The sequence below is a fragment of the Ruegeria sp. O5 genome (assembly GCF_056535105.1).
In genome coordinates this window covers 232,715-248,339 of the sequence record NZ_JBQERN010000004.1, presented here as the reverse complement: position 1 = coordinate 248,339, position 15,625 = coordinate 232,715, and the positions used below count along the sequence as shown (strand labels likewise).

Genomic DNA, 15,625 nt, shown 5'->3' with positions numbered 1-15,625 from the left:
CTGAGCTTGACAAATTGCCGCCGAAGGACGACCCGTTGCGAAAACCGGAAGACTGGGGGCGAAAATGGCCGAGACAAAGAAACTGCTGCGGGCGCTGGCGGGTGAAGTACAGGATGTGCCGCCAATCTGGATGATGCGCCAGGCGGGCCGGTATCTGCCGGAATACCGGGCTACCCGTGCCCAGGCCGGGGACTTTCTGTCTTTATGCTATAACCCGGAACTGGCCGCCGAAGTCACATTGCAGCCAATCCGGCGCTATGGGTTTGATGCTGCGATCCTGTTTGCCGATATCCTGCTGGTGCCGCAGGCGCTGGGTGCGGATTTATGGTTTGTGACCGGTGAAGGCCCACGTTTATCGACCATCACGCGGCACGCGGAGTTTGATGCGCTGAAACCGGTTGACGCGATTCATGAGACATTGTCGCCCGTTTATGAAACGGTTCGGATCCTGTCGCGAGAATTGCCGTCTGAGACCGCGTTGATCGGGTTTGCCGGCGCGCCCTGGACAGTCGCGACCTACATGATCGCCGGGCGTGGAACACCCGATCAGGGACCAGCTCACGCTCTGCGAGAAAGCGATACTGTTTTATTCGAGGCGCTGCTGGATCGCATCACGGCGGCAACAATCGAGTATCTGTCGGCTCAGATCGACGCCGGGGCCGAGGTGGTCAAGATTTTCGACAGCTGGGCGGGTTCCCTGAAAGGTGAGGCGTTTCGCAAATACGCGGTGGAACCGTGCCGTGTGATTACGCAGGCCATCAAGGAACGTCACCCCGGCATCCCGGTGATCGGTTTCCCGCGCGAGGCGGGGGAGGGGTATGTCGGGTTTGCCAAGACGACGGGCGTGGATTGCGTCGCGCTGGACAACTCGGTGTCGCCCGATTGGGCCGCCAGACATGTACAGGTTGATGGTTGTGTGCAGGGAAACCTGGCCTCGTCGCATATGGTGACCGGTGGGCAGGCTCTGGTGGATGAGACGCGGCGGATTGTCGAGGCTTTCTCGAACGGGCCGCACATCTTCAACCTGGGACATGGGATCACGCCGGATGCCGATCCTGAGAATGTTCAGTTGATGATTGATACGGTGCGCGGGCAGTAAGCAGGTTAAAGGGGGCCAGCCCCCTTCTTGGCCTGCGGCCAATTCATCCCCCGGGATATTTTGGGCCAGATGAAGTGCGGATCAGCGCAGGCTGTCAAGCTCTGCGAGGATCTCTTTAGTATGCTCGCCGCGCATGGGGCTGGGTTTCGGGGTCCAGTGATGGCCTGAAAACCGTGGGGCGGCGGCGGCCTGAAATGCGCCGTCAAAATCCTGCCAGCAGTTGCGATGGGTATTCATCGGGTGTGAGCGGGCTTCGTCCGGGCTGAGAACTGGGGCAACGCAGGCATCTGTTCCTTGAAACAGGGCCTCCCAATGGTCTCGAGGTTGACTGGCGAAGATATCGGTCAGACGGCGTGAAAGCGAAGGCCATAGATCAGGGTCGTATTGCCGTTGAAATTCGGTATCGTTTGTGAGGCCCAGTAAGCTTAGAAATTGCATGTAGAATTTTGGTTCGAGGCATTGCACGGAAATATAGCCGCCGCAGGCGCAGGCGTAGGTTCTGCTCCAGTGGGGACCGTCCAACAGGCTTTGACTCCGGGTTTCAGACAGGTTGCCGGTTTGGCGCATTGTCATCAATAGGTTCATCATATGGGCCGAGCCGTCATAGATTGCCGCGTCAACGACAGTACCTGCGCCAGTGCGTTGCGCATTGATGAGCCCTGCCAGAACGCCTGCCACAAGATACATGGCCCCACCGCCGATATCGCCCACCAAAGTTGGCGGGGTCTGCGGTGCTTGGCCGGGACGTGATGCATACCAGAGCGCTCCGGACAGGGCGATGTAATTCAGGTCATGCCCCGCCGTGTCGGCCAGCGGGCTATTCTGCCCCCAGCCCGTCATGCGCCCATAGACCAGTTTTGGATTGCGGGTCAGGCAGGTATCCGGGCCGAGCCCCAGTTTTTCCATCACACCGGGGCGGAATCCTTCGATCAGGGCATCGGCTGTGTCAATAAGGCGAAGTGCGGTATCCAGATCATTGGCGTTCTTCAGATCAAGTGCGATGGATCTTTTGCCCCGGTCCAGCAGGGAACGTTCCGGCATACCCGGTGTTGCGGCGCCCCCTTTGCGGTGGACTGTTATCACGTCAGCGCCCAGATCTGCCAGTAACATGGCACTAAACGGGCCGGGGCCCAGACCTTCGAGTTCGACAACACGTATTCCGTTCAGCATCAAGGCCCTCCGTTTCCGGCAGAGTTTGCTGGCTGGTGTCGGGATTGCAAGCCGGATGATTGCTGGCGCGGGCGGTCTTCCTTTTGGCAGTTGTTCATCACATGGTGCGGAATGGGCCTGTTATCCCTGTGTTCGGGGCGATAGGGTCTGGGCCAGAACGGGGAGCGGATATGACGACCATTTTATCCATCAGAGATCTGCGCAAATCCTACGCCGATGGGTTCGAGGCGCTGAAAGGTGTGTCTCTGGACATTGAAGAAGGCGAAATTCTTGCGCTTCTGGGGCCGAATGGGGCGGGAAAAACCACTCTGATCTCGACGATCTGCGGAATAACCACGCCAACATCCGGCGCGGTTTCAGTCGGCGGGCACGACATTCAGTCGGATTATCGCGCAGCGCGCAGGATGATCGGGCTTGTCCCGCAAGAGATCGCGCTGGAACCGTTTGAAAAGGTCTGGAACACAGTTCGGCTGTCACGCGGATTGTTTGGGCTGGGCAAAGACAACGCCCGGATCGAGGACATTCTGCGCAAGCTTTCGCTGTGGGAAAAGCGCAAGAACGCAATCAAGGAGTTGTCGGGCGGCATGAAACGCCGCGTGCTGATCGCCAAGGCCTTGGCGCATGAACCACGTGTTTTGTTTCTGGATGAACCGACGGCGGGTGTGGATGTCGAGCTGCGCAAGGATATGTGGGAAATCGTGGCCGAGCTAAAACGGGACGGTGTCACCATCATTCTGACCACCCACTACATCGAAGAGGCAGAAGCCATCGCGGATCGCGTCGGCGTCATCGACAAGGGTGAGTTGCTTTTGGTGCAGGACAAAGACACGCTTATGGCGCAGATGGGCAAAAAGCAGATTGTCGTCATGCTCACCGAGCCAATCGCCAAGATTCCCGATGATTTGGCCAGCCACAATCTGACCCTCAACGGCGCGGGGGATAGCCTGATCTATACCTACGATACCCATGCGGATCGCACGGGGATAACGACCCTGTTGAATGACGTGTCGCAGGCCGGACTGGTGTTGCGCGATGTGCAGACACGGCAATCGAGCCTGGAGGAGATATTTGTCAATCTGGTATCCGGAGAGGCGGCATGAACTGGACCGCAATCGCTGCAATCTACCGGTTCGAAATGGCCCGCTTCTTTCGCACCCTGGCGCAAAGCTTCCTGTCACCGGTTCTTTCCACTTCGCTGTATTTCGTGGTATTTGGCACCGCCATCGGCAGTCGAATTCAGGAGGTCGAGGGTGTATCCTACGGCGCGTTCATCGTCCCGGGCTTGATCATGCTGTCTGTGGTGATGCTTTCGATCTCGAACGCGTCTTTCGGAATTTATTTCCCAAAGTTTCTGGGCACCATCTACGAGCTGTTGTCGGCGCCGGTGAATTTTATCGAAATCGTGATTGGGTATGTCGGTGCGGCGGCCACCAAAGCGCTGTTCGTGGGGTTGGTCATTCTGGCCACGTCGACCTTTTTCGTCGACATACGGATCGAACATCCCTTTGCCATGGCGGCGTTCTTGATCCTGTCATGTCTCAGCTTCTCGTTGCTGGGTTTTATCATCGGGATATGGGCCAGTAATTTTGAACAGATGTCATTGGTGCCGCAGCTTGTGGTCACGCCGCTTATCTTCCTTGGAGGTACGTTTTATTCAATCTCGATGCTGCCGCCTCTGTGGCAGACGATCACGTTGTTCAATCCGGTCGTCTATCTGATTTCGGGGTTTCGCTGGTCGTTTTTCGGGCTTGCGGATGTGCCCATTGCCCTGAGCTTGCTGGCCATCATAGCCTTTACTGGGGTGTGTCTGGCGGTCATTGGCTGGATATTCAAAACCGGCTGGCGCATTCGCAGCTAACCCACGCCGGTGCGTTGCATTTTTGCCCATCGAGTGTGTGAATCTGGTTCACGTCGCGTTCAAGGTTCGAAGAGTCCCTTGTTTACGGGATGGCGGCACTCTACATCGGCACCCATGAAGCTCAGCCTGCCGTTCGTCAAAAAACACCCCTGTGTGGCCATCGTCCGCCTGTCCGGAGCCATCGGCATGGCCGGGCGCGGGTCCTTGAACGACGCCACGCTTGCGCCGGTTCTCGAGAAAGCCTTTCGCAAGGGAAAACCTGCGGCCGTGGCGCTTGAGATCAATTCACCGGGCGGATCCCCTGTCCAAAGTTCAATGATCGGTGCGCGCATTCGGCGTTTGTCCGAAGAACTGGACGTGCCGGTCATCGCTTTTGTCGAAGACGTCGCTGCATCCGGTGGGTATTGGCTGGCCGCCGCAGCGGATGAGATCTGGGCCGATGACAGTTCCGTACTGGGATCGATCGGTGTGATCTCAGCTGGATTTGGCGCGCATGTCTTTCTGGCGCGGCAGGGATTTGAGCGGCGGGTCCATACCGCCGGGAAATCGAAGTCCATGCTCGACCCGTTTTCACCGGAAAAGAAAGAGGATGTAGCCCGCCTGCAAGGGTTATTGGGCGATATCCACGAGAATTTCATTGCGCACGTCAAAGATCGGCGCGGGGACAAGCTGAATCAGGAAGCTGACCTGTTCACGGGCGAGGTCTGGCTGGCGCGTCGCGCGCAGGAACTGGGGCTTATCGACGGCATCGCCCATCTGAAGCCAAAGGTGCAGGACCGTTTCGGTGACAAGGTCAAATTTCGCCGCTATGGCGTGAAAAAACCGATCTGGACCCGGTTTGGTGCCAGCCTGGCGCAGGATGCTATCGCAGGGTTAGAGGAGCGGGCAGCCTACGCGCGTTTCGGTTTGTGACGTGATCGTAAAGGCTGTCACTCTATTTCTGATCGCAATGGGCGTATTGGCAATGTTCGGCAAGCTGCGGTTTCCTGGGCAAAAGAAGCTAAGTTCGGCGAAATGTCCGCGATGCGGTCGCTATCGCATCGGAAAAGGCCCCTGTGCCTGTGGAAAAGGAGGCCGGGCTTGATCACCACGTGGCTGCTGTCTGGTCTTGGCCTGTTGATCCTGTTGCTGGCAGGCGATGCCTTGGTGCGTGGCGCAGTGAACCTGAGCCTGCGTTTAGGTGTTCCGGCCTTGATCGTCAGCCTTACGATTGTGGCCTTCGGCACGTCCGCGCCCGAGTTGCTGATTGCTATCAGTGCCGTCAAGGAACACGCACCGGGTATTGCGCTGGGCAATGTTGTCGGATCAAACACGGCCAACATCCTGTTGGTTCTTGGTCTTCCTGCGATGCTGGCAACGATCCATACCAGCGAATGCGACAGCCGTAGGAACTATGCATTCATGCTGATGGCGACGGCCCTGTTCATAGGGTTGGCGTTTTGTGGAACATTCACCGTCGTCAGCGGCCTGATCCTGCTGGCGGCTTTGGGCCTGGTTCTGATGAATGCGTTTCGTGAAGCAAAGGCGCACCGCAAGGCCTGTGGGGAAGCCTGTGCCGATGACGACGACCTTGAAGGTCTGGAAGAAGCTGATCCTGACATGCCTTACTGGAAGGTATCGGTTTACCTGATCCTCGGCCTTGTGGGCCTTCCTATGGGGGCGCACCTGCTGGTGGAAAATGCGACGGTCATCGCCCGGACATATGGTGTCAGTGAAACGGTTATCGGTCTGACCCTAATTGCGGTTGGAACGTCTTTACCCGAACTGGCGACAACCGTGATGGCCGCTTTGCGCCGACAGGCCGATGTGGCCCTTGGCAACGTGATTGGCTCGAACATGTTCAATCTTCTGGCCATTATCGGGATCGCAACCTGGTTCGGGCGTATCCCGGTTGATCCCGGTTTCCTGCATTTTGACCTTTGGGTCATGTTGGGCGCATCACTGCTTCTGGTTCCCTTTGTTGTCTTCAAGCAGGATATCTCTCGCGGTTGGGGGCTGGTGCTGACCTTCCTTTATGCGCTTTATGTCACTGTATTGCTGGTGTGATCTGACAAAACGAGGTGAAGCATGACCCGAGCTTTAGTGACCGGTGCCGGTATTCGTCTGGGCCGGGCCATGGCGCTTTATCTGGCGGGTCGTGGATATGATGTCGCCGTTCATTATGCGTCCTCAGAACGCCCCGCGCACGAGACTGTGGCGGAGGTCCAGGCATTGGGTCGACGGTCGGTGGCATTGCAGGCCGATCTGCTGGACGAGGCACAGGTGCAGGACCTGCTGCCCAAAGCCGCCGAGGCTCTGGGTGGGCCGATCACCTGTCTGGTAAACAACGCCTCGATCTTTGAATATGACAGCGTTCACACAGCGACCCGCCAAAGCTGGGACCGCCATCTCGACAGCAATCTGCGCGCACCGTTCGTTTTGACCCAAGCCATGGCCGGGCAGGGGCTGGCCCCGGACACGGACGAAAATGGCGAACCCCTGGCGACCGGTCTGATCATCAACATGGTGGACATGCGTGTACGCAAGCTGACACCCGAGTTCATGTCTTACACCATCGCCAAAATGGGGCTATGGACGCTGACCCGTACCTCGGCACAGGCGCTGTCCCCTGCAATCCGGGTCAATGCCATCGGACCCGGACCAACGGTACAGGGGCATCGTCAAAGCGCTGAGCATTTCCAGGCGCAACGAACGAATACTGTTCTGGAACGCGGGTCAAATCCGTCGGATATCACCGCCGCTTTGGGATATTTTCTGGATGCACACGCAGTAACGGGGCAACTGATATGCGTGGATGGCGGTCAGCACCTGGGGTGGAAAACACCGGACGTTCTGGGAGTTGAATAAGCAATATCGCTGCAAGTTTTGCACCGCGCACGTTTGTGTTACCTGCGTGTTACAAAAATGTCTTTTTTTTCATACACTTGCTAAATGTGTGAAAAAATATCGTTAAAAATCAGCGTCTTAATAATGTGCCTATTTTTTGTGCATGTTAATGAAGTGGTAATGAAACAAGGGAAATTCTAAAGCTGTGAAAACTTATCTTCACACTTATCCACAGGAATCGTGGATTTGTTTTCTCTTGATCTGAAGCCCGCAAGATTGCAGCCAGTAAAAGAGAATCATATCGGAATCCCATGACTACCCACAGTGAATCGTCCCTGACCGGTTATGCCTGCATTCAGCGTTATGCAAAGACGCTGGACAGCTCACCCGGGGTGTACCGGATGCTGGATGCCGACAGTCGGGTTTTATACGTGGGCAAGGCGCGAAACCTAAAGGCGCGGGTGTCGAACTATACAAGGCCGGGTCACTCGGGCCGGATCGAGAAGATGATTTCCTCGACCGCTTCGATGATGTTTCTGACCACAAGAACGGAAACCGAGGCGCTGCTGCTGGAGCAGAACCTGATCAAGCAGCTTAAACCGAAATACAATGTGCTGCTGCGGGACGACAAAAGCTTTCCGAACATCCTGGTCGCCAAGAATCATGACTTTCCGCAGATCAAAAAACACCGTGGGGCGAAGAAGGAAAAAGGCGCCTATTTCGGACCATTTGCCAGCGCGGGTGCTGTAAACCGCACATTGAACCAGCTGCAAAAGGCATTCCTGCTGCGCAACTGTTCGGATTCCATGTTCGACAGCCGCACGCGGCCCTGTCTGCTTTATCAGATCAAACGGTGTTCCGGGCCGTGTGTCGGTTTGATTTCGGAGCAGGATTACAGTGAAAGCGTCAAGGATGCAGAACGTTTCCTGTCGGGGCGCTCGACCAAGGTGCAGGAGGAACTGGCTGAACAGATGATGGCCGCGTCCGAGGCTATGGAGTTCGAACGCGCCGCCGGTCTGCGCGACCGCATCCGGGCGCTGACGCAGGTACAGACCGCGCAAGGCATCAACCCTCGTGGCGTGACCGAGGCGGATGTGATCGGCCTTTATATGGACAGCGGGCAGGCCTGTGTTCAGGTATTCTTCATCCGGGCCAACCAGAACTGGGGCAACAAGGACTTTTATCCGCGTGTTGGCCCGGATGTATCACATGCCGAAGTGATGGAGGCTTTCCTTGGCCAGTTCTACGACAACAAGGAACCACCACGGCAGTTGATCTTGTCGGACGGGATCGAAAACGCCGATCTGATGCAGGAGGCTTTGTCCGAGAAAGCCGGGCGCAAAGTCGAAATCCTTGTCCCGCTGCGGGGTGAGAAACAGGAACTGGTTGCAGGTGCCTTGCGCAATGCGCGAGAGTCTCTGGCAAGGCGCATGTCGGAAAGCGCCACCCAAGCCAAGTTGCTGCGCGGGGTGGCAGAGGCGTTTGATCTGGATAGTCCACCGGGACGGATTGAGGTCTACGATAACTCTCATATCCAAGGCACTAACGCGGTGGGCGGTATGATCGTGGCAGGGCCCGACGGGTTCATGAAAAACGCCTATCGCAAGTTCAACATTCGCGGCGACGACCTGACGCCGGGTGATGATTTCGGCATGATGAAAGAGGTTCTGAACCGTCGCTTCACCCGCCTGCAAAAAGAAGACCCGGATCGGGATAAAGGGCTTTGGCCCGACCTGCTGTTGATCGATGGCGGTGCCGGACAGGTCAGCGCTGTGCACGAGATCATGCAGGCCCACGGAGTCGAAGACATTCCGATGGTCGGTGTTGCCAAAGGGGTCGACCGTGACCACGGCAAGGAAGAGTTTCACCGGATCGGCCAGCGCCCCTTTGCCCTAAAACGCAACGATCCGGTCTTGTACTTTATTCAACGGCTAAGGGACGAGGCGCACCGTTTTGCCATTGGCACCCACCGTGCGAAACGCGCCAAGGCTGTTGGTGCCACGCCGCTGGATGAAATTCCGGGCGTCGGGGCTGCACGCAAGCGCGCCTTGCTGACTCACTTTGGCAGCGCCAAAGCGGTAAGCCGGGCCAATCTGGCAGACCTGAAAGCGGTCGAGGGAATCTCGGCCGGGTTGGCTCAGAAAGTCTATGATTTCTTCCACGACAAGGGTTAGACCTGTCGCCCCCGCCACAGGATATAGAGACCCGAGGCCACAATAAGCGCGCTGCCGACCCACATGGTACGGTCCAGGCTTTCGCCGAACAGGGCGATACCCAACCCGATACCGAACAGCAGTCGCGTATAGCGGAACGGGGTCACGGCTGACACTTCACCCGTGCGCATTGCGTTCATGAGCGCGGCATAGGCCATGACGCCCATCAGAACCGCGCCCGTCAGATGCAGGCTGGTGTGCGTGCTAACCGGTGTCATGGGTGCGCCTTCCCACACCCGATAGGCAAGGCCCGCAACGATAATGCTGAGGAAACCATAAAACCCCAGTACTTCGGTTCCAAGGGTCGCAGGGGCCGCGCGGCTGGCCAGATCACGCCCTGCGAACCCTAACATGCCCAATACGGCCAGTATCGACAGCAGCGAAAAACTGCCCCCGGTCGGTTGCAGAATAACGACGACGCCGATCATACCGACAAAAATCGCGCTCCATCGCCGCCAACCAACCGCTTCACCAAAGAATAACGCCGCGCCTGCGACCACAACCAAAGGCGTTGCTTGCAAGATCACGGTGGCCGAGGACAAGGGCGTCAACGCGATGGCGAGCACATAGAACAGCCGACCAAAGACTTCGAACAGCACCCGAACTTTCATCGGGCGGGATAGAACGTCTGGGTGTATCAGACGTTTTCCGCGAGCCGACGCCAGTGCCGCAAAGATTACGGACCCGCCAGTCCCGAACAGAACCAGAACCTGCCAGATCGGAAGCGCGGTCGATGCTGCTTTCAGCAACGCATCCTCCAACGCAAAGCCCGCCATTGCGGCCACCATCCACAGGCTGCCGACCATGTTCGACCGGGCGTCGGTTTGAATATGCGCTGTCATCCTGAACGTTCCACTTTGCAGTCGACGGGCAATCTGACTGCAAAGACGTGAAACGCCAAGTGCACGAAGCGCAAAGCGTCGGACCTGCGGCGCTTTGACCAAGCTGTTGTGAGTGATGTAGTTTTTTACCGGTTTGTCTTTTCTGTCTTGAACCGGCGATATAGGGTCCAAGCCATGAAGTGGAATTTGCCCAATATCCTGACGGTTCTACGCCTGCTGGCTGCGCCCGGTCTGGCCGTTATGTTTTTGTACTTCACCCGGCCCTATGCGGACTGGTTCGCTTTGATCCTGTTCCTGTCGGCGGCGATCACCGATTGGTTTGATGGCTATCTGGCCCGTGCGTGGAAACAGGAAACCAAGATGGGCGCGATGCTGGATCCGATTGCCGACAAGGCAATGGTGGTGATCGCGCTGATGATTCTGGTTGGCTATTCGACCGAACACTGGACGCCATGGCTGGTGCTACCCGCCACCGTGATCCTGTTCCGCGAGGTTTTTGTCTCGGGCCTGCGCGAATATCTGGGCGATGTGGCGGGGACGCTGAAGGTTACAAAGCTTGCCAAGTGGAAAACTACAGCGCAGATGATCGCCATCGCCGTGCTGTTCTCGCAGGGCATCTTTGAACACTATGCCGTGATGGCGAGTTTCGGCATGGACGCCGCGCTGGTAGAACAGATTATCGCGGGCCAGGTTGAAGATGTGAATCACCTGCGCTGGAACATCCATGGTATGTTCTGGGCAGGCCAGATCGGGCTGTGGTTGCTGTGGATTGCGGCGACACTGACGTTGATCACCGGCTATGATTACCTACGTAAAGCCATGCCACATCTGAAGGAGATCTAAGGGATGGATGTGCTGTATTTTGCATGGGTACGCGAACGTATCGGTTTGCCAAAGGAAAAGGTCGAAACGCAGGCAGTCACTGTCAATGATCTGGTGGCCGAGTTGAGCGCGCGGGAAGAACGCTATGCCGCGGCATTTGCCGATTTGTCCGCCCTGCGCGTTGCACTGGATCAGGAATTGTCGGATTTTGACGCCTCGCTGTCGGGCGTTCGGGAAGTGGCGTTTTTTCCACCAATGACGGGCGGCTGAGTGATGCGGATCACTGTTCAGCAGGAAGCATTCGATCTGGGCGCCGAGGCCAATGCTTTTGCCGCCGGGGATGATGCCAACGGAGCCATTGTCACCTTCACTGGCGTTGTGCGCGACCTGGCAAGCGGTGATCTGGATGTGATGGAGATTGAACACTATCCGGGTATGACGGAACGGGCGCTGAGCAAGATTGCCCAGGAAGCCAAGGAGCGGTGGTCATTGGGTGACGTCCTGGTGATCCATCGTCATGGCCGCCTGTCCCCGGGAGACAGGATCATGATGGTGGCGACCGCTGCGCCGCATCGTAAAGATGCGTTTGAGGCAGCGGAATTTCTGATGGATTATCTGAAGTCTCGCGCACCCTTCTGGAAGAAGGAAATCACCCACTCTGGTGCGGAATGGGTCGCAGCCAAAGACGAAGACGAAGACGCGCTGACCCGGTGGTAGTGATTTAGCGACCGTTTATTCTTGCAAACTTGGGCGGTGGCGCAAGGTCGTATACTTAATCCGCGTTGTTGATCCGTCCGCGCAGTTCTTCGGCCTCCTGACGCGCGGCCCGCAGGCCATCCATTGCGGCTGCCAGCTCGGCCTCTGTCTGGGTTAGCTGGTTTGTCAATTCGGCCTCACGTTGCTGCAAATAGGTGATGGCCTGATCGCGTGTTTCCTCGGCCTCGTGCAACTCCTGACTCATCCGGTCCAGATCGGCGACATCGCTTTGTCGTACGCGGGACAGGCGATGCGCCAGCCAATTGGCAAACCAGCCCATGCAGAAGGCTGCGAACAGGATAATGGCAGTGACAATGACGAATTCTGTTCTGTTCAACTTATTGGTCCCCTGCATCCGCATCAGGTGCGGTCGTGTCGGTTTGGTCCTCTGCGGAGGTCGCAGCCTCGACCTCGAGTGCTTCAAGGCCTGTTTCGGTACTCGCAACAGGCTCAGGGCGGATCAAACGGAACTCGATCCGGCGGTTTTCTTCCCGGCCCTCTTCGGTGTCGTTGTCAGCGATGGGTTGCGTTTCCCCATATCCCACAGCGGTGTAGCTGCTGGTCGGAATACGCCGCCCGCGCAATTCGTTCAGGATGGATTGTGCCCGTGCCTGGCTGAGTTGTTGGTTCATCTCTTCGCGGCCCTGACTGTCTGTGTGGCCCTGAATCTCCATACGGATCGGACCGCAGTCGCGCAGGATATCCGCAATCTGGTTCACCACATCGCGCGAGTCTGATGCAATCGTGGCCGATCCGGGCTCAAAGGCGATTTTGCTGGTGGCCTGAATTTCAGCAATTTGGGCCTCGCAGACTTCCGGGTCGGGCAGGGCGTCCTCGGGTTCCGGTGGGGGCTGATAGGTGATGGTCAGGGTGTATTCCTGCCCCTCGCCCAACTTGTCGGACAATTGACCTGCGATGCGGGCCTTGGCGTCTTCTTCGTGGCTGAGGCCGATCAGTTCGACCGTATCGGGTGTAACGGTCAATACGCCGTTGTGGAGCTGACCCAAAGCCTCCAGACCGGCCAGAACACGTACAGGCCAGTCCGCCGGGAGATCCGAAACGATGCGGGTGGCAGTATATACCTGATCGGATCCAAAGGCCGCGCGCGCGTAGCTGTCGACCATGTCGCGCAGAGTTTCATCACCCAGCCGTCCGCGCAATTGCACCAGCCCTTCAGGGCTGCGGGTCGCCGAGAACTCGACCGGGCCATTTGGGTTCGTTGTCTCAGGCTCGGGCAATACGGCGTGCAAGGCGAAGACCGCAGGCAGCTCGGTTTCAAGCTCGCCCACAACCCGGTCGAACACCGCAGGATCGGTTCCCTCCGCTGCGATCAGGGTAATGTCCGCATCTGACATGGTGACCGAACCCTGGCCTATCCTGAACAGCGCCTGAATGCTTTTCTCGGCTGCTTCTGGCCAGCGTGGCGATGGTTCGCCCAAGGCGACGGTGCAGGAATAAGGCCCCGTCAACCCGGCGTTTTTCGCGGCGGCCACGATTCGGTCACGTGCCTTCTCATCCTGCGCCGAGCAGGCGTCAAAATGCCCGCCTTCTTCGTCGATCAGGTAACGCAAAGTAAATGGTGTGACGACCGGGCGAGGTGCTGAAATCGCCAGCCCAACCCGCAGGCTGGGCGGTGCCGTACGGGTCAGGTCGCGTTCCAGTTTTTGTTTTTCTTGCTGACTGTTGGCAATTGCCGTGATCCTGACCAAATCCGGGTTGGCGGAAATTTTGGCGCGGGGCAGGTGGGTCAGGGCCTCCAACGCGTAAGATATTGCGGCATCCCACCCTTTGGGCTTTGGGTAATCTGCTGTTTCCATCAGGTCCGAAATGGCAACAGATCTGTCCAGATTGCCAAGCCGTTGGATCAGCTTGTCCCTGTTCTCACTGGCCGGGATCAGACCTATCGCCGAAATTCCACTGTCATTTCGCAGGATTTCTACCGAAAAGCGCGGTGCTGCGAGGGCGGAAGTTGCGATAACCTCCATTTCGTCGATTACGCGGGATGTATCAACTTCGGTTCCCGCGGCGGTCAGAGCGTTAAAGCGGGTCGCTTCATCTGGCGCTGTACCGGTCAGGACCACCCGCAAACCATCGGCTTCGACCTCGGCCCAATCATGTCCTTTCAGGTCCAGCGAGCGCCGTACAGCGAGTTCCGATGATTCTTCGATCTCGGTAACAGCATAGCTGGCCGCCAGAAGTGACAGGCCAGCTGATACAAGAAAGATCAGGGAAACAGCGATAAAATACGGCAGACGCATGTTTGGGTTTGGCACTCCTCAGGCGTTTGCGCCGATCTTTACAGGCCCCGTTCAGCAGGTGCAATCAGAGCAACAAGGCGACGCAAAGGAAGATCAGCGGAATAAAGCCGGTATCGCGGTTGGCCCGAAACAGCAGCAGCAGCTTGGCGTTGTCTTCAGTATCAAGCCCGCGCAATTGCCACATCATGTGCCAGCCCATGGCCCAGGGGCCGCAAAGCGCGACCCCCAACGCCAGAATTGACGCGTCAGGCACCCCGGCATCAATAATGGCCAGCCCCATCAGCGATACTGTTGCGACCAGAAAATACTTCAGCCATTTCGCCGTGTCGGTGCCAAACAGGCGCGCGGTGGATTTGATGCCGACCAGTTCATCATCCTCGGTATCCTGATGTGCATAGATCGTGTCATAGAACAGGGTCCAGGCGATGCCGGACAGGTACAGCGTGACAGCAGGCCAGCCGAGCGACCCGCTATGCGCCGTCCAAGCCAGTAATGCGCCCCAGTTGAAGGCCAGCCCCAGAAAAACCTGAGGCCACCACGTAAACCGCTTGGCAAACGGATAAACGGTCACCGGCAGTAAAGATAACACACCCATGGCAATCGCCGCCTGATTGAAGCTGAGAAGAATGCCAAGCGCCAGAAGGCTTTGCAGTATCATCCAGGCCGCAGCTTGCCGGACACTGACTTGCCCCGACGGTATCGGGCGCGAGCGTGTGCGTTCAACCTGTGCGTCGAATTCCCGGTCTGTAATGTCATTCCACGTGCAACCGGCACCTCGCATCAAAAAAGCTCCGAATGCGCAGCCTAGGGCAATCCACAGATCTTCCCAACGCGGTTGACCGTCATGCAGGATGGCCAGCGCCAGCCCCCACCAACATGGAAGCAGCAACAGCCATGTGCCGATGGGCCGGTCTGCGCGGCTGAGGCGCAGATACGGTCGGGCAAAGGCTGGGGCATGGGTGTCGACCCAGTTGCCGGTGACGGCATCGGCGACTTGACCATCTGGTGTTGGGGCATTGCCTTGCATATGTAGGTCTCATGAATGCGAAAATCAGACTGTATGTAGAGCAGCCCTTGGGTCAGGGGCAATCGGTTCCTTTGACGCGCGATCAGGCGCACTATCTGTTTGGCGTCATGCGACTGCCGGTTGGCGGAGCAGTGGCGCTGTTTAACGGCAAAGATGGAGAGTGGCTGGCCGAGGTGGCCGAGTCCGGAAAACGCGGTGGCGCTCTGACCTGTGTCAGGCAGACCAAACCTTTGCAGCTGCCCCCCGATCTGTGGTTCCTGTTTGCGCCGATCAAAAAGGCGCGCACCGATTTCATTGTTGAAAAAGCAGCTGAAATGGGCGCGGCTCGCATCCTGCCAGTTCAGACCGAATTCACCAACGCAGACCGTATCCGGCAGGACCGGCTTCAGGCTCATGCAATCGAAGCAGCTGAACAATGCGGTGGAACCTACGTGCCCGAGGTGGCAGACCTTCAGCGGCTGGACCGTGTGCTGAATACCTGGCCTGAAGGGCGGCAGTTGATGTTCTGCAACGAGGCCGAGGTCGGCTCGGCCCTGCGGCTGGCAGCGAATGAAAAAGGGCGCCCCTGGGCGATTCTCATCGGCCCGGAAGGCGGGTTCTCCAACGCTGAGCGTGCGCGGCTGTCGGCTTTACCCTATGCGCATGTAGTCAGTCTTGGCCCGCGTATTCTGCGGGCGGATACAGCGGCGGTGGCCGCGTTGACCATGTGGCAGCAGGCATTGGGGGATTGGTCGTGATTCGAGAGGCGGTTCAA

The 15,625-nt window shown here is 57.7% G+C and carries 16 protein-coding genes; 11 read left to right on the top strand and 5 right to left on the bottom strand.

Annotated features, from left to right (window positions below; translation table 11 throughout):
• The first annotated feature begins 64 nt into the window (after positions 1-64).
• The gene (gene hemE / locus ACR0M3_RS08940; RefSeq protein ID WP_480486544.1) at positions 65-1,099 is read left to right on the top strand and encodes a uroporphyrinogen decarboxylase; all 1,035 of its coding nucleotides are present in this window, start codon (positions 65-67) and stop codon (positions 1,097-1,099) included.
• Between the two features lie 81 nt (positions 1,100-1,180).
• Here the strand turns inward: hemE and ACR0M3_RS08935 are convergent, their stop codons facing one another.
• Entirely contained in the window at positions 1,181-2,269 is a 1,089-nt protein-coding gene (locus ACR0M3_RS08935; RefSeq protein ID WP_480910307.1) for a CaiB/BaiF CoA transferase family protein, read from the bottom strand.
• A 170-nt stretch (positions 2,270-2,439) separates the two neighbouring features.
• On the opposite strand from ACR0M3_RS08935, the gene ACR0M3_RS08930 reads away from it, so the two are divergent.
• The 6 genes from ACR0M3_RS08930 (at position 2,440) to uvrC (ending at position 9,127) form a co-directional block, all read left to right on the top strand.
• The gene (locus ACR0M3_RS08930) at positions 2,440-3,369 is read left to right on the top strand and encodes an ABC transporter ATP-binding protein (RefSeq protein ID WP_480910305.1); all 930 of its coding nucleotides are present in this window, start codon (positions 2,440-2,442) and stop codon (positions 3,367-3,369) included.
• Positions 3,366-4,127: an ABC transporter permease gene (locus ACR0M3_RS08925; protein WP_209598717.1), complete on the top strand. Its 762-nt coding sequence runs from the start codon at positions 3,366-3,368 to the stop codon at positions 4,125-4,127. Before ACR0M3_RS08930 ends, ACR0M3_RS08925 begins: the two co-directional genes overlap by 4 nt.
• A gap of 114 nt (positions 4,128-4,241) precedes the next feature.
• Complete coding sequence (locus ACR0M3_RS08920) at positions 4,242-5,039, top strand: S49 family peptidase (protein ID WP_480910303.1); 798 nt, start codon at positions 4,242-4,244, stop codon at positions 5,037-5,039.
• Between the two features lie 171 nt (positions 5,040-5,210).
• The gene (locus tag ACR0M3_RS08915; RefSeq protein WP_267365434.1) at positions 5,211-6,173 is read left to right on the top strand and encodes a calcium/sodium antiporter; all 963 of its coding nucleotides are present in this window, start codon (positions 5,211-5,213) and stop codon (positions 6,171-6,173) included.
• 21 nt (positions 6,174-6,194) lie between these two features.
• Complete coding sequence (locus ACR0M3_RS08910) at positions 6,195-6,974, top strand: SDR family oxidoreductase (RefSeq protein WP_480910301.1); 780 nt, start codon at positions 6,195-6,197, stop codon at positions 6,972-6,974.
• A gap of 290 nt (positions 6,975-7,264) precedes the next feature.
• A complete protein-coding gene (gene uvrC / locus ACR0M3_RS08905) occupies positions 7,265-9,127 on the top strand; it encodes an excinuclease ABC subunit UvrC (RefSeq protein ID WP_480910300.1) in 1,863 nt (620 codons plus the stop codon).
• On the opposite strand, the gene ACR0M3_RS08900 is transcribed toward uvrC, so the two are convergent.
• Positions 9,124-10,008, bottom strand: coding sequence for a DMT family transporter (locus tag ACR0M3_RS08900; RefSeq protein ID WP_480910298.1), 885 nt, complete (start codon positions 10,006-10,008; stop codon positions 9,124-9,126). The genes uvrC and ACR0M3_RS08900 overlap by 4 nt on opposite strands.
• Before the next feature lie 174 nt (positions 10,009-10,182).
• On the opposite strand from ACR0M3_RS08900, the gene pgsA reads away from it, so the two are divergent.
• The 3 genes from pgsA to ACR0M3_RS08885 are packed head-to-tail and all read left to right on the top strand — an operon-like array spanning position 10,183 to position 11,547.
• Positions 10,183-10,851: a CDP-diacylglycerol--glycerol-3-phosphate 3-phosphatidyltransferase gene (gene pgsA, locus ACR0M3_RS08895; protein ID WP_480482997.1), complete on the top strand. Its 669-nt coding sequence runs from the start codon at positions 10,183-10,185 to the stop codon at positions 10,849-10,851.
• Between the two features lie 3 nt (positions 10,852-10,854).
• Positions 10,855-11,100: a molybdopterin converting factor subunit 1 gene (moaD, locus tag ACR0M3_RS08890; protein WP_209506660.1), complete on the top strand. Its 246-nt coding sequence runs from the start codon at positions 10,855-10,857 to the stop codon at positions 11,098-11,100.
• 3 nt (positions 11,101-11,103) lie between these two features.
• Positions 11,104-11,547, top strand: coding sequence for a molybdenum cofactor biosynthesis protein MoaE (locus ACR0M3_RS08885; RefSeq protein WP_480558724.1), 444 nt, complete (start codon positions 11,104-11,106; stop codon positions 11,545-11,547).
• A gap of 55 nt (positions 11,548-11,602) precedes the next feature.
• Here the strand turns inward: ACR0M3_RS08885 and ACR0M3_RS08880 are convergent, their stop codons facing one another.
• The 3 genes from ACR0M3_RS08880 to ubiA form a co-directional block, all read right to left on the bottom strand.
• Complete coding sequence (locus tag ACR0M3_RS08880) at positions 11,603-11,923, bottom strand: hypothetical protein (protein ID WP_480558726.1); 321 nt, start codon at positions 11,921-11,923, stop codon at positions 11,603-11,605.
• A gap of 1 nt (position 11,924) precedes the next feature.
• Positions 11,925-13,844 carry an OmpA family protein gene (locus tag ACR0M3_RS08875; RefSeq protein WP_480910296.1) on the bottom strand — a complete coding sequence of 640 codons (1,920 nt, stop codon included), beginning with the start codon at positions 13,842-13,844 and terminating at the stop codon, positions 11,925-11,927.
• Between the two features lie 64 nt (positions 13,845-13,908).
• Entirely contained in the window at positions 13,909-14,871 is a 963-nt protein-coding gene (ubiA, locus tag ACR0M3_RS08870) for a 4-hydroxybenzoate octaprenyltransferase (RefSeq protein WP_480506645.1), read from the bottom strand.
• A gap of 11 nt (positions 14,872-14,882) precedes the next feature.
• On the opposite strand from ubiA, the gene ACR0M3_RS08865 reads away from it, so the two are divergent.
• Positions 14,883-15,608 carry a 16S rRNA (uracil(1498)-N(3))-methyltransferase gene (locus ACR0M3_RS08865; RefSeq protein WP_480910294.1) on the top strand — a complete coding sequence of 242 codons (726 nt, stop codon included), beginning with the start codon at positions 14,883-14,885 and terminating at the stop codon, positions 15,606-15,608.
• Positions 15,609-15,625: the final 17 nt, after the last annotated feature.

Coding starts and splice junctions, on each gene's coding strand:
- hemE (WP_480486544.1), top strand. CDS start 65: ATGGCCGAGACAAAGAAACTGCTGCGGGCGCTGGCGGGTGAAGTACAG.
- ACR0M3_RS08935 (WP_480910307.1), bottom strand. CDS start 2,269: ATGCTGAACGGAATACGTGTTGTCGAACTCGAAGGTCTGGGCCCCGGC.
- ACR0M3_RS08930 (WP_480910305.1), top strand. CDS start 2,440: ATGACGACCATTTTATCCATCAGAGATCTGCGCAAATCCTACGCCGAT.
- ACR0M3_RS08925 (WP_209598717.1), top strand. CDS start 3,366: ATGAACTGGACCGCAATCGCTGCAATCTACCGGTTCGAAATGGCCCGC.
- ACR0M3_RS08920 (WP_480910303.1), top strand. CDS start 4,242: ATGAAGCTCAGCCTGCCGTTCGTCAAAAAACACCCCTGTGTGGCCATC.
- ACR0M3_RS08910 (WP_480910301.1), top strand. CDS start 6,195: ATGACCCGAGCTTTAGTGACCGGTGCCGGTATTCGTCTGGGCCGGGCC.
- uvrC (WP_480910300.1), top strand. CDS start 7,265: ATGACTACCCACAGTGAATCGTCCCTGACCGGTTATGCCTGCATTCAG.
- ACR0M3_RS08900 (WP_480910298.1), bottom strand. CDS start 10,008: ATGACAGCGCATATTCAAACCGACGCCCGGTCGAACATGGTCGGCAGC.
- pgsA (WP_480482997.1), top strand. CDS start 10,183: ATGAAGTGGAATTTGCCCAATATCCTGACGGTTCTACGCCTGCTGGCT.
- moaD (WP_209506660.1), top strand. CDS start 10,855: ATGGATGTGCTGTATTTTGCATGGGTACGCGAACGTATCGGTTTGCCA.
- ACR0M3_RS08885 (WP_480558724.1), top strand. CDS start 11,104: ATGCGGATCACTGTTCAGCAGGAAGCATTCGATCTGGGCGCCGAGGCC.
- ACR0M3_RS08875 (WP_480910296.1), bottom strand. CDS start 13,844: ATGCGTCTGCCGTATTTTATCGCTGTTTCCCTGATCTTTCTTGTATCA.
- ubiA (WP_480506645.1), bottom strand. CDS start 14,871: ATGCAAGGCAATGCCCCAACACCAGATGGTCAAGTCGCCGATGCCGTC.
- ACR0M3_RS08865 (WP_480910294.1), top strand. CDS start 14,883: ATGAATGCGAAAATCAGACTGTATGTAGAGCAGCCCTTGGGTCAGGGG.